Source organism: Aeromonas sp. S11(2024) (genome assembly GCF_041402345.1).
Taxonomy (GTDB): domain Bacteria; phylum Pseudomonadota; class Gammaproteobacteria; order Enterobacterales; family Aeromonadaceae; genus Aeromonas; species Aeromonas veronii.
The window spans coordinates 1-13367 of sequence record NZ_JBGLRC010000003.1; the positions used below are offsets into that span (position 1 = coordinate 1).

Genomic DNA, 13367 nt, shown 5'->3' on the forward strand with positions numbered 1-13367 from the left:
GCTAAGAAATCGTCTTGGTCACTTCACCAGACATTGAAAATCAAAAATTGTTTTGATGTTCGATGCTGTGAGTGCCCACACAGATTGCTTGATTCAAATTGTTAAAGAGCGTCACGCTTGTCGCGTTGAGGAGGCGCATATTACACTTCTCACTTCGAAAGTCAAGCGATTTTTTTCGCTTTTTTTCGGCGCCCACTTCGCTAGGAAGCTGGCTCATCAGTTCGGCGTGTTCCGCCGTGCTGGTAGGTGCGCATTATAGGGAGCCACGCCGCGATGACAAGGGCTTTTTCAGCAAAAAAGTTCGTTCGCTCAGATATCAAGCAACCACCTATTTTTTTGCTCGAAATGGCATCAATTCTGACTATTGCCGGATTTAAATTGAACATTTGAAAAGCCAATTTTATAATTGCCATCTAAAATGTTTAATTGGAATGCCCTCATGCATCAAATCCTCGATAGCCATAAGGAAGAGCAAATCGTCCCGCTGTTCCGCCTGGGGTTCCGACCCTTCTTCTTATTCGGGGCTCTGTTTGCTGCCATCGCCATGTTGCTCTGGCTGGGGCAGCTCAACGGTTGGCTAACCTTGCCAGGGATTGCCAACCCGATCTGGTGGCATGGTCATGAGATGCTGTTTGGTTTCGGGGCTGCCATCGTTGCGGGTTTTCTGCTCACCGCGGTGCAGAACTGGACGGCCCATCCCGGTGTTCGGAGCTGGCCATTGGCAATGGTGGTGGGGTTGTGGATGTTGCCAAGGACCTTGTTACCCTGGCTGGGTGAAGAGAATACGCTTCTGATGTTGGCAGACCTGCTCTGGTTGCCGCTTTGCGCCTGGTTCCTTGCCAAGCCTATCTTGATAACCCGGCAATGGCGCAACCTCTTCTTCGTGCCCCTGTTGTTGATACTGACCCTGCTCAATGGCGCCAGCTGGTTATGGCAGGCCGATTGGACCACCGTTGAGCATCTGCTGATCACAACGGTGCTGTTGTTTACCACCCTCATAGCCGTGATGGGTGGAAGGGTGATTCCGTTCTTCACCGCCCGAGCAACCGGTCAGGAGAAAGCTGCACCTCGACTCTGGCTGGAACGGACTGCGCTCGCGACACAGTGGCTTATCTTGCTCTGCTGGCTGCTGCTCCCCACCCAATGGGTCACCAGCATATATATAGTGCCTCTCTATATAGTGGCGGCGAGTTTGCATCTGTGGCGGCAATTGCGTTGGCATCTGCCATCGACCCTTGCGCATCCCCTGCTGTGGTCACTCCATCTCGCCTATCTGTTTATCCCTCTTGGCCTACTCGCACTTGCGGCACATAGCGCGGGTCAGCCCATCACGTTGTCGATGGCCAGTCACCTGCTTAGCGCAGGCTGCATGGGGACCATGATTCTGGGTATGATTGCACGAGTCTCCCTCGGCCATAGCGGTCGAGCCTTGCAGGTAGGACGCAGGATCACTGGCGCATTCGCCCTGGTTATCGCTGCCGCCACAATGCGGGTGGCGATTCCCCTGTTCTGGCCTGCTTATACCCTGCATGGCTGGAACCTCAGCGCGCTTGCCTGGATCGCTGCCTATGGTCTGTTTGTCTGGGTCTATACCCCGATACTGATCCGCCCCAGAGCAGATGGTCGACCGGGTTGATGACTGCGGAACATGTTCAGGGTGTTGCCACCGGATAGTGGATCAAGTTGTGGAAGATCGCCGGGGCTATGCCCAGATTGCGATAACCATGGGGGCGATCGGCAGCAAAACGCACCGCCTCCCCTTGCACCAGTGAGCGCCACTCCCCTTCCACCAGCACCTCCATCATGCCGCTGATGACGATGACATGCTCGGTCACTCCCGGCTCATGGGGCTCGGACTCACGCTGGTAACCCGGCAACAGGGTCAGCTCAAGCAACTCGAAACCAAACCGGTTTTCATAAGGGAAGAGCGGTGCCACTTGCATGCCCTCTCCCGCTGGCTGCTGGCGAATGGCATCGGCGGTGCGATAGAGCACCTCTGCCTGCGCAGCGGGTGTGGGCTCAATAAAACTGGAAAATGAGACTCGAAAACCGGTGGCTATCTTCCACAGCGTCGCCACTGTCGGGCTGGACTCTCCCCGCTCAATCTGCCCCAGCATCGCCTTGCTGACGCCCGTTTCGCGCGCGGCGGCATCCAGGCTCCAGCCGCGCTCGCTGCGCAGCCCCTTCAGTCGAGCAGCCAGGTGCTGACTCATCTCTTGCATAACTGCCTCTTTATTACTCTTGCACGATGCACCTTGTGCGCTATAGCGCACAGCGATATAGTCAAAGCTGTATTGTACGTAATAACGCACAGCGCGTCACAACGCCAAGAGGAAGAGTCATGCCCTTCGCACTCCCCCATCTGGTCGCAGGCTTGATCGCCGTGATGGTCGGCTACACCAGTTCCGTCATCCTGATCATCCAGGCCGCCACGGCAGCAGGTGCTGATACTGCTCAAGTCGCCTCTTGGCTCTGGACGCTGGGGATCGGCATGGGGGTGAGCTGCATCGGCCTCTCTCTCTATTACCGCATACCCATACTAACCGCCTGGTCCACACCGGGCGCGGCACTGCTGATCACCACGCTGGGCAACTTCACTCTGGCGGAATCGATCGGCGCCTTTGTGATCTCCTCCCTGCTGATCACGCTGTGTGGCATCAGCGGCTGGTTCGACCGTTTGATGAAACATATCCCGACTCCACTGGCCGCCGCCATGCTCGCTGGCGTGCTGCTCAGATTCGGATTGGATCTGTTCAAGGTCGCCCCGCAAGATCCCTTGCTGCTTGGCACCCTGCTGCTGGCCTTCCTGCTGGGTCGTCATCTCTGGCCCCGCTATACCATGGTGCTGGTACTGGGAGTGGGAATGCTGATCTGCAGCGTGCGGGGGGATTTGCAAATGGGCACCCTTCACTGGCAACTCGCCAGCCCGGTCTGGACATGGCCAGCCTTCTCCCTTGATGCTCTGTTTGGTATCGCGCTGCCGCTGTTCATTGTCACCATGACATCGCAAAACATGCCGGGAATTGCCATCTTGCGGACCCACGGCTATCAGCCTTCCACCTCCTCGCTGATCAGCTGGACCGGCCTGACTGGCCTGCTGCTCGCCCCTTTTGGCGGCTATGCCTTCAATCTGGCCGCCATCACTGCCGCCATCTGCATGGGCAAAGAGGTCGACCCGGATACCAAGCGCCGCTGGCCTGCTGCGGTTTGGGCGGGTTGCTTTTATCTTGTGACCGGCTGCTTCGGTGCAACCGTCGCGGCCCTGTTTAGCGCCTTTCCGGCAGCTCTTGTCACCTGCGTCGCTGGTTTGGCCCTGCTAAGCACCATCGGCAGCAGCCTGCACTCAGCCTTGCAACAGGATGAAGCGCGAGAAGCTGCACTGCTCACCTTTATCATTACCGCGTCCGGGATCAGCCTGCTCGGCATCGCGGCAGCCTGCTGGGGTCTGCTGATTGGTCTGGCTATCTATCAGTTCCAATCATATCGACAAAGGAATCAATTGAACCTCAAACCGTGAACCTCTGCACACTATCCAGATAAAATGATTCACAAGTGAAACTAATTTCCTTCTAGTGGTGCCAGGGCACCAATCTTCCCGGACATGGTGCCCTGTCAGGTTCCATGCAACGGAGTATAAAAATGAAAAATCAGGCTGTCTTGTTACTACTGGCCATACTGGGTGCTGCGAGCGTCCAGGCTGCCGATACGGATCGAGAGCTGGCTCGCCAGCTCGCACTTCAGCAGAAAAACCTGCTGCCCCTGCTGAGCAACCAGCAATACCAGAGCCCGCTTCCCAACCTGCTGCAGAAGGCCAGCCCACGGCTTAAACGGCAGGCGAGCGATGCCAACCAGGCGGCCATCAGCCGGCAAGGACTGGATGGCGAGGTCAAGCAACTGATGCAATTGCGACTGGCCAACACCGATCAGGCCGCCGCACTGCAACAGGGGGTCGAACCGCTGGTCGCCTATGTTCCTAGTGGGGATGAGAAGAGCTGGAGCGCCATTGAAGCGTTCGACAGCGCTGGCAATCCCGTCTATCTGGATGTGGACAAGGCACCGGCCCGGCCGGTTCTGGTAGTCGAAGCCGATCCCGTCAAAGCCAAAAACGCAGGCTTGAAGGTAATGCGCAAAGCGCTGGCCGATGCTGATCTGCAAAGCGCTCCGCGAGTGGCGGCCAGCACGGCGCCGCTCAAGACCAGTATCCTGAAAAAGATCAGACTGAAGGATGATCAGGAGCCCTGGCTGCTCGGCGCGGCCGAAGTGTATGCGGTGGTCGCAGGGGTTAATCCCAGTCGGGATGAGCCAGTAGTCGATATTGTCGACATGCCCTACCTCGACTATGACAACACAGACTACACCCCCAACCAGATCCTGGTTTACTGGGATCGCTATCGCTGGGGTGCCGTCGATGTGGTGATGATGGAGCAGGATGACAACGTCAACTACAAGGAGCTGAGCGCCCTGCTGATTGAAGCCCTCAAACTCGGCTTTACCGCGGGTGGCGTGCCGGAAGCACTGCCCTTCCTCGATCTCGGCGGTCGCATCGTCAAGGCGCTGCCCGACTCCTGGATGACCAACAACGACGACTATCTGGATACCTTCTACACACTGGAGCAGGATCAGGTCTATCGCCAGTATCCGGGAGCTGCCGGTAATGCGGTTATCGATCTTGAGCCAAAAGAGATCGCCCCGACCAGACCTTGATAATCGGCCATAACGAAAAAGCCAATGAGCAACTCATTGGCTTTTTGCTTTTATCGCGGTGACCACCGGTCAACCCTTGGGACGAACCCCCAGAGTATGGCAGATGGCATAAGTCAGCTCGGAGCGGTTCAGGGTATAGAAGTGGAAATCCTTCACCCCTTCCTGACTCAGCACGCGCACCTGATCGATGGCGATGCTCGCCCCCACCAGATTGCGGGTCATCTGATCGTTATCCAGTCCCTCGAAACGCTGATGCATCCAGCGCGGGATCTTCACGTTGGTAAAACCGGCAAACTTGGCCAGGGTCTGATAGTTGGAAACCGGCAGGATCCCCGGCACGATTTCGGCATCAATACCAATGGCGGCGCAGCGATCCCGAAAGCGCAAGTAAGTTTCCACATCGAAGAAGAATTGGGTGATAGCACGGTTGGCACCAGCATCGATCTTGCGCTTAAGGTTGAGCAGGTCGGATTGCGCACTCTTGGCCTCCGGGTGACCTTCCGGATAGGCGGCAACCGAGATATCGAAGTCCGCCTCTGACTTGAGCAGAGCAACCAGATCGGTGGCATACATATCCGGCTTCTCCAACCCCTGCGGCAAATCACCGCGCAGAGCCACGATATGACGAATACCGCTATTCCAGTAGTCGCGGGCGATGGTGCGCAGCTCGTCGCGACTGGCATCGATACAGGTCAGGTGAGGCGCCGCAATCAGACCGGTCCGCTCCTTGATGTCCTTGATCACCTTGTGGGTGCGATCACGGGTGCCGGAGTTGGCGCCATAGGTGACGGAGACGAACTTGGGTTCCAGCACTTTCAGCCGTTCAATGGACTGCCAGAGGGTATTTTCCATCCCTTCACTATTGGGCGGAAAAAACTCGAAACTGACCGATATATCGCCATTCAAATCTGCCAAGCTCTGGTTGAGCGCCTCAACATGACGTGCACTGTGAAATCCCATCTGCTCTTCTCCCTGTCCTGCAATCCATCTGCCTACGTCAAAACGGATGTTTGGACGTCTAAACGTCTTTATATTTATGAGCAAAACGACACAAAGTCAACAGGGATTTACCTCACATCCGATCTGACGAACTTCATATTTACAAAATTAACGGTACGTAACCGAAAAGTGCCCATCCCAAAATTGCCCCAGTCGAGTTATGATGGGGCAGATCGTCCTGGACGTTCTGAATCTGCGTGTGATTGTTTGGCCGGAGGTTTCTCCGGCCCCTTTTCATCTATTTCCCACTCCTGCCGATAACAGAATGAGTCTTTGCAGGAGCACCATCATGGATACCCATCCCGGCTTTGCCACCGACTTGCTGTTCGATCGCTATCAGGGCGAGGTTGTTCAGCACGATCAGTTCTGGGCGGTTCGCACGCCGGATGCTCCCGATTACTACTTCGGCAACTACCTGCTGCTCCCCACCCCGCCGAGCGACCGTGACAAAGGCTGGCTGGAAGCCGCATTCGATCAGTTGATCGGTCAAGATCCTCGAGTGCGCCACCGCACCTTCCAATGGCCACTGGCAGCCGGGCAAAACAGCCGGATCGCCGGTTTTGTCGCAACGGGTTACCAATATATGGAGTGCGTGGTGCTGGCGCTGGATGAACAGAGTTGCCCACCCCCGCACGGCGACATGAACAAGGTTGAGGCACGTACCTTCACCATTGCTGATTGGCCTGAGTGGCTCGACTTCGAACTCCATGAGCGGGATGAGGGACACTCTGAACAGAGCTATCTCCCCTATCTGCGATCCCGCCAGGCGCTCTATCAGGCCATGATTGCCGATGGTCTCGGGGACTGGTGGGGGATCTGGCAAGAGGGGCAACTGGTCGCCAGCTGTGGTCTCTTCTTTTGCGGCACACTTGGGCGCTTCCAATTGGTACGCACGCACCATGCGTGGCGCAACCAGGGGTTATGCCGCCAGCTGCTGAGTCAAGTGGCTCGCGCAGGATTGTCTCGCGCCAAACAGCTGATCATAGTGGCTGACGAGCATTACCATGCCCAGCGCATTTACCGCTCTCTGGGGTTTGCCCCGGTTGCCCGCATCGGCAGCCTCTGCCGCTGGCCCCACGAAGCACAATAAAGCGATACCTGCTGGCCGCGAGCCATAAAAAACGGGAGGCTGATGCCTCCCGTTTTTATTGATGCCGATGACCTATTGCTGTGGCTGCTGTGGCGCCTCCAGCTCGTTGGAGAGCGCCTGCTCCACCTCATCCGACGGCGCCGGTAATGGGGCCGCTGATACGGGTTCTGCGGGAGTCACAGCAGGTGACACCACGGCCGATGTTTCACTGGTCGCGGGGGCTGCGGACACCTCAGTCGTCGGAGCAGAAACCGGAGCAGGGGCAACCGCATCACACTGACAATCCGTGCTCTTGGCCTTGTTGCCCTGATGAGGGGCATACCAGCCCCTCAAGCCACCTTCCAGTCGATCTGCGGCAGCCTTGGGCTCCATCTTGCCAAGCAACACAGCCTGACTCACCTCGGCCAGTTCATCCCCCAACTTGGGCGTACCACGGGAGAGGATCTGGGTCGCCACCCGAATGGTCGAGTCACACTGATCACGCCACTCCATCATCTCTTTGGCCGCCGGATTGGTGACATCGAAGAAGTGGTTGGAGAGGGAGAAGAATCCCGGCAACGAGTTGGTATAGAGCTCGGCAAATTGCGGCGTCGTCAGCCACTGCAGGAAAGCCATCGCCCCCTCTTTGTTCTTGCTGGCAGGGTTCATCCCCATACCGATATCGGTGTGATCGGTAAAGAAACAGCCATCACCCTGTTTGGCCACCGGCGGGCGCATGACGCCAAAATCGACCTTGCCGGTGAAGGGGGCAATCTCCCAGGAGCCCGCCACGTAGAAGGCGGCCTTGCCCGAGGTGAACAGCTCGTTGCTGGTCGCATAATCGCGGCTCTCGCCACCTTCACCGAGGTAGGAACGCCAGCGGGCCAGCTCGTCGAACACCTTCACATATTGCGGGTTGTCCAACCGCTCCTGCCCACCAATCAGTGCCAGACGGCCGTCCTCCCCCTTCCAGTAGTTGGGGCCAATGTTCTGGAACCCCAGTTCGGAGGCAACCCAGCTCTCGGAACCGCTCATGGCCAGCGGCACATAGCGACCGTCGGCCTTGATCTTGTCCAGCACAGCGAAGAACTGATCGCGGGTTTGCGGCAAGGTGAGCCCCAACTCACTGAAGATCTTCTTGTTATAGAAGAAGCCATGGATCACCGAGGCCATCGGCACGCAGAAAGTCTGGGCACCGGAATCGGTCTGCCACGGTGACTGGGCAAAACTCGGAAAGTTCTCCATCCCTGCCATTTCGGTCAGTTCTGCCAGATGGCCCGCCTTGAACAGGGCGAGCGAGTCATCAAATGGACGACAGGTAATGAGATCCCCCGCCTTGCCCCCTTTCAGGCTCTCCCACAGGGTGGGCATGTAGTTGACGTTTTGCACCGGATGAAAACTCACCTTGATGCCGGGATGCGCCGCTTCAAACGCCGGGATAATCTTCTGCTCCCACAACGCCTTGTCATCGGTTCGCCAGCTTTCAATCACCAGCTCGCTGGCCATCAGCTGGCCACACAACAGGAGACTCAGGGCTCCAATCCACTTTTTAGACATAAGCCCTCCTAGACCTTGAAATGTGCGATCAATTGCTGCTGTTTGGCGACCAGGTCGGCCAGCACTTCGCTGCTGCTGGCGGATTCGCGCGCCTCCCGCTCAGTCTCGTATGCCACATCGGCAATACCGGCGATATGACGAGCGACCCCCTGACTGACGGAGATCTGCTCCTGAGCGGCATGGGCCACCTGATCCGCCATCGACTTGATGGCCCCCATCCGATCGGCAATGGATTGCAGCGCCAAATCCATCTCGCGGGTCTGCTCGACACAGCTTTGGGTCTGCTCCTGGCTACGCCCCATCACTTCAACCACATGCTTGCTGGAGCTTTGCAGGTTCTCAATCATCCCCTGGATCTCTTCGGTCGAAGTCTGGGTGCGATTGGCCAGCGCCCGTACCTCATCGGCCACCACCGCAAAACCGCGACCAGCATCACCAGCACGGGCCGCTTCGATGGCGGCGTTCAATGCCAGCAGGTTGGTCTGCTCGGCAATACTGCGGATCACATCGAGAATGCTGCCGATGTTGTTACTGAATTCCCCAAGTTTGTAGGTGATCCCGACCGCCTCTTCCATGGCGCCAGCGAGCTGCTCGGTGATCCGGCGAGTGGTGGCCACTTTCTGGCGACCATTGCGCGCCTCTTCATCGGCCAGATCCACTTCGCGCTTGGTGCCATCGGTAGAGCGGGCCACCTCGGTGGCGCTCACTTCCAGCTCGGTAATGGCGGCGGCCACCTGATCGGTCTGGCTCTTCTGCTCCTGTACCCGGGACATGGCCCGTTCGCTGATCTCGGCGGCGCGGCTCGCCTCATCCACCAGATGGCGAGAGCCCGCATTGATTTGAGAGAGGAGTTCACCGGTCTTGCCCGCCAGCGTATCGATGGAGCGAGAGAGGCTGCCAAATTCGCAACTGCTACGGTAGTTGATGCGGCGGGTCATGTCACCGGCCGCCATGTAATCGAGCTCCTTGTTGATCATCTGCAACGGGCGCTGAATGCTGCGCGCAGTGGTATAGCCGATCACCAGCGCGGCTGCGGCCGACATCGCGGCAACCACCAGGATCCAGAAGCTGGCGCTACTGACCGCTGCATCGGCATTGATCCGGCTATCGCTGGCGATGGCTCCGGCAGACTTGCCCATCTCATCGAGCAAATTGAGGCTATTGACCAGACTGGCATCCAGCTGCTGATTTTGTGTGGCCAGCGACAGCGCCAGTTGCTGAGCCTGACGCATGGTTGCCAGCAAGCCCTGAGCGCCAAGTGCCAGCTCCTGCATCCGATCCAGATTAGAGACAAAGCGCGCTTTCACATCATCAGGCACCAGCACCCGCTCCAACCGCTTGCGGGCCATCTCGATGTCCTTGCTGAGTACCTTTTCCAGCTCGTTCAGGTCGGTTCTGGCATCGGCACGGCGGATATTCTTCAGATCGCGAGCGATACCCGAGGTAATGAGCTCCGCCTTGTTGCGCATGGAGCGCTTGCTAGCGGTCTGTTGCAGCAGCAGATCCGCCGCCCACTGGTAGGTATCCTCAAGACGGATAAATTCCATCTCCAGCTTGTGGCGCTGCTCCAGTGCACTGACCCACTGCCGATGCTGGGCTAACACCTGATCCGCCAAGCCATAAAATTGGGTGGTAGCACTCTCGACCTGCTGGAAGCGGGCACGAGCATCCGCTACGTCGGTAAATTTACCCATCTCCTGACTCAGCTGGGCGAAGCGGTTCTGTTGCTCCTTGAACTGATTGGCCAACTGCGGCAACTGGGCAGCATCTTCACTGGTGCGGTAGACCAGCACCCAGCGGTTACTATCCTGCAATGCCCCCTTGAGACCTGCGACAGCCACCACCAGCGGGGTTGCCCGGTCAGATACGGCAGAGAGGCCGTCATTTATACCCTTGATTTTAAAGGTACTGATCACACCAAGCAGGATCAGCAACAGCAGCATCAACACGAATCCGGCGATGATCCGCTGCACGATAGATAAACCCATGGAGACATCCTCACTCATTGGGGGAAGGTAAAGTGAACATAGTCACTATCGGCAGGGGTGGCGAATAACTGAAATAAAGCGGCAGGTATTTAATTGATTTGTATCGGGTTGGATCACAGTACAGACAAAATCAGCCAACCAAAAAAAGCCCGGCACAAGCCGGGCTGAAAGAGACGTACTTTGCTATCTTCCGCGGTCCGTTCAGAACCGCAGTCAGAATCATTAGAAGCGGTAGCCAACACCCACCATAAAGGCCATCGGGTCGATATGTGTTTTAAAAGTGCCAACGCCATCGACTTTGACATCAGTGTCAATGTCCATAATCCAGGCAGAACCGTTCACAAACCAGCGATCTGTAACCGCCATATCAATACCGACCTGACCTGCCAAACCCCAAGAGTCGTCAAGGCTGATATTCGCACCATCAAGTGCTCCCACCCCCTTCTCATCAAAGAAGGTGGTGTAGTTCACGCCCACACCAACATACGGGCGAACCTTGCTCTGGGCATCGCCAAAATAGTATTGGGCCATTAGTGTTGGAGGCAGATGCTTAACCTTGGCAATTTCACCAAGATCGCGAGTACTCACTCGATGGGAGAAAGGAGTTGCAGCCAGCAACTCAACCCCCCAGTTGTCGGTGATCATATAACCGAGGGTCAGGCCAAGCTGTTGGTTGCTGTTAATCTCGAACTCTCCGTGACCCGCCACGTCATCACTGCTCTCCTGAGGAGAAACGATGGCCAAACCACCACGAACCAGAATATCACCAGCCTGATGGGCCATGGCGAAAGGAGAGGTCACTGCAGCGGCAATCATCAGAGGAAGTAATTTTTTCATCACGTAATCCCTTTTTTTGTTTTCATTTGATGCTGTAAGCCCGCTGACTATATGCCCTTGTAAATGCAAAGTTATTGACTTGGAGCAAAGGTTGCACAGAAATAAATCGATTGGTGTGACATCTTTGCGCACCATCTCACTCTCGTTGAGCCCCCAGACAACAAGCTGAAATACCTGTTTCGACAGGTTGTAACTACCCGCATCCAGCGCCAAAAGGAGCAAACAAACCACATCTTATTGCGCGACAGAGTGGCTATTAATTGTTGTTAATATGGGCAAATCAGCGTATTTTTTGCGCCATACAAGTTACTGGGAAGTAATGGTTTATTTATGAAAAATGAGTCGAAATGGCAAAAGGTGGGGGCCTTTCTCGCGGCCGTGTGGGGAATCGGATCCTTTCTCTTTATCCTGCTCGGTTTTATTGTCGCCCTGGCCTATCTGGTATTGGTACGGCAGGGTTAATCCGGATTGACAGAGTGCAGCAGGGTGATATTCCCCCCTTCAGCAAGCTGTTCCGGAGTCTGGCCAATTCCCTCCGCAGAGAGGGTACCAGCATAGCCACACCACCGATTTCGCCCGCCGACTTTGGCCTGATACAGCGCCATGTCCGCCAGTTTGAAGCTATGACTCCAGAATGAATCCGGGTATTCCGGATGCAACGGATAGCGGCAGAACCCCAGCGACACCGTCAACCAGAGTGGCGCATCCTCTCTGCCAAAGCGGTGCTGAGCGACACGCTGGCGCAGATATTCGACCCGCAGCGCCAACTCTTGCTCGTCATCCACTTGTAGCAGCAACAAGAACTCCTCCCCGCCCAGCCGGATGATCGGCTCGCGCTCTCCTGTCACCACCTTGCGCAGCAGCTCCGCCAGCTGTTTCAGCACCAGATCCCCGATGTCATGGCCAAGGCGGTCATTGATCCGCTTGAAATGATCCAGATCCAGCAGCAATAACAGACAAGGTTTGGCCCAGTTGGCCTGCAACCAACCATCGAGATAGCGACGATTGAAACAACGGGTCAAGGGGTCGGTGAATGCAGCCATCTCCATCTGGCTGGATTTTTCCAACAAATCATCGTGTTGCTGACTGACCTTGCTGGCCATCTCCTTGAACTTGCCGCTCAGGGTCGCCATCTCGGCGCTGCTGTCGATATAGGGGATCAAGGTGGCATCTGGCCGATCGCCAAAGCGTTGCAGCGCCGACACCAGCTGCTGCAACGGGGTGAGCACAATGCTGTTGAGCCGGTACATGGCGATCATGACGCAGATAAAACTGATAAACAGCATGCCGATAAAGGTCCAGAGCGCTCCCTCCATGACGCCACTCAAGATCTTTCTCTCCTCCTCAATCACCAGAGTCAGTACCGGCTGGTTATCGCTGTTGAGCAGTCGCACCTCTCCCCTGAGCCGGGTGAGCCCAAGGTCGATCAGGCGATACGTTATTTGCGGTTTCAGTGGTTTGAAGGTAGCGGTGACATCCAGATTGGCGTGGGAGATCGCCAGTGGCAGCGCGGTACGCTCCGATACCTGCTCGAGATAGGCCTTGTCGAGCCAACGTACAACCAGCAAGAAACCATTGAACGGAGCCGACTCGTCACTGTTTCTGATCGGCTGCCACGAGTACATCAGCGGCCCCCACTGGGAAGCGCGGATCCCGTGCAGATTGATGCCCCCTTGCGCCACCGAGCGTTCTCTCAACTGCTTTTTCAGTTCATCAAGGAAGTAGGGAAACTGATCCGGATTGATCCCCGGCGCATCGGGTAGCAGGGTGCGCGTCCAGATTTCGTAGCCGGTGAGATCCATGAAGCTCATCAGGTTGAGACTAAAATCCCGCATCGGCATATCACTGAACAGATTGGATTCGATGTACCCCCTGCTTTTGTTGTCCATAAAACGGTGACTGTCATCCCAGATGCCCCAATCCCGACTGAATGCATCCAGAGCGGCCACATCCGCCTGAACCGCCTTGGTCACGCGCAGCAGATGCTCCTTCATTCGCTGCTCTTCAATCCGGCTGGCGGCCGGGATCTGGGCCCACGCCAGCAGGACCAGCAATAGCAGGATCGCCCCCAGCCAGATGGGGAACATGGAGTAAGCCAACTGATGATCAATCGTGCGCGGAGCCTGAGCCATAACCCGATATATCCATTACCATGATGCTGAGATGCCAAGCCTGCCCACACTTGACGAGCTTCCCCCTATGCTCCCGATTTT

General features: G+C 56.5%; 11 protein-coding genes. 5 read left to right on the forward strand and 6 right to left on the reverse strand.

Annotated features, from left to right (window positions below):
• Nucleotides 1–439: 439 nt before the first annotated feature.
• On the forward strand, nucleotides 440–1636 hold the full coding sequence (locus ACB040_RS03275) for an NnrS family protein (protein ID WP_338773615.1): 1197 nt from the start codon (nucleotides 440–442) through the stop codon (nucleotides 1634–1636).
• Between the two features lie 16 nt (nucleotides 1637–1652).
• Here ACB040_RS03275 and ACB040_RS03280 read toward each other — a convergent pair whose 3' ends face one another.
• A complete protein-coding gene (locus ACB040_RS03280) occupies nucleotides 1653–2222 on the reverse strand; it encodes a helix-turn-helix domain-containing protein (protein WP_019445207.1) in 570 nt (189 codons plus the stop codon).
• Between the two features lie 119 nt (nucleotides 2223–2341).
• On the opposite strand from ACB040_RS03280, the gene ACB040_RS03285 reads away from it, so the two are divergent.
• Together ACB040_RS03285 and ACB040_RS03290 are read left to right on the forward strand one after the other, a co-directional pair.
• On the forward strand, nucleotides 2342–3517 hold the full coding sequence (locus tag ACB040_RS03285; RefSeq protein WP_335849413.1) for a benzoate/H(+) symporter BenE family transporter: 1176 nt from the start codon (nucleotides 2342–2344) through the stop codon (nucleotides 3515–3517).
• Between the two features lie 122 nt (nucleotides 3518–3639).
• Complete coding sequence (locus tag ACB040_RS03290; RefSeq protein ID WP_103251915.1) at nucleotides 3640–4704, forward strand: DUF3103 family protein; 1065 nt, start codon at nucleotides 3640–3642, stop codon at nucleotides 4702–4704.
• Nucleotides 4705–4773: 69 nt separating this feature from the next.
• Here ACB040_RS03290 and metF read toward each other — a convergent pair whose 3' ends face one another.
• Nucleotides 4774–5664 (reverse strand): methylenetetrahydrofolate reductase, encoded by an 891-nt coding sequence (gene metF / locus ACB040_RS03295; RefSeq protein ID WP_338773610.1) that lies wholly within the window; start codon nucleotides 5662–5664, stop codon nucleotides 4774–4776.
• 328 nt (nucleotides 5665–5992) lie between these two features.
• Between metF and ACB040_RS03300 the strand changes: the two genes are divergently transcribed.
• Complete coding sequence (locus tag ACB040_RS03300; RefSeq protein WP_338773609.1) at nucleotides 5993–6793, forward strand: GNAT family N-acetyltransferase; 801 nt, start codon at nucleotides 5993–5995, stop codon at nucleotides 6791–6793.
• A gap of 72 nt (nucleotides 6794–6865) precedes the next feature.
• Here the strand turns inward: ACB040_RS03300 and ACB040_RS03305 are convergent, their stop codons facing one another.
• The 3 genes from ACB040_RS03305 to ACB040_RS03315 all read right to left on the reverse strand — a co-directional run bounded on the left by ACB040_RS03305 (nucleotide 6866) and on the right by ACB040_RS03315 (nucleotide 11154).
• The gene (locus tag ACB040_RS03305; protein WP_216950078.1) at nucleotides 6866–8329 is read right to left on the reverse strand and encodes an ABC transporter substrate-binding protein; all 1464 of its coding nucleotides are present in this window, start codon (nucleotides 8327–8329) and stop codon (nucleotides 6866–6868) included.
• A gap of 8 nt (nucleotides 8330–8337) precedes the next feature.
• Nucleotides 8338–10317 (reverse strand): methyl-accepting chemotaxis protein, encoded by a 1980-nt coding sequence (locus ACB040_RS03310; RefSeq protein ID WP_236767101.1) that lies wholly within the window; start codon nucleotides 10315–10317, stop codon nucleotides 8338–8340.
• 222 nt (nucleotides 10318–10539) lie between these two features.
• Complete coding sequence (locus tag ACB040_RS03315) at nucleotides 10540–11154, reverse strand: OmpW family outer membrane protein (protein ID WP_167570781.1); 615 nt, start codon at nucleotides 11152–11154, stop codon at nucleotides 10540–10542.
• Between the two features lie 330 nt (nucleotides 11155–11484).
• Between ACB040_RS03315 and ACB040_RS03320 the strand changes: the two genes are divergently transcribed.
• On the forward strand, nucleotides 11485–11616 hold the full coding sequence (locus ACB040_RS03320; RefSeq protein WP_019445201.1) for a hypothetical protein: 132 nt from the start codon (nucleotides 11485–11487) through the stop codon (nucleotides 11614–11616).
• Here ACB040_RS03320 and ACB040_RS03325 read toward each other — a convergent pair.
• Complete coding sequence (locus ACB040_RS03325) at nucleotides 11613–13286, reverse strand: diguanylate cyclase (RefSeq protein ID WP_338773607.1); 1674 nt, start codon at nucleotides 13284–13286, stop codon at nucleotides 11613–11615. The two genes, ACB040_RS03320 and ACB040_RS03325, sit on opposite strands and share 4 nt — an antisense overlap.
• Nucleotides 13287–13367 lie beyond the last annotated feature (81 nt).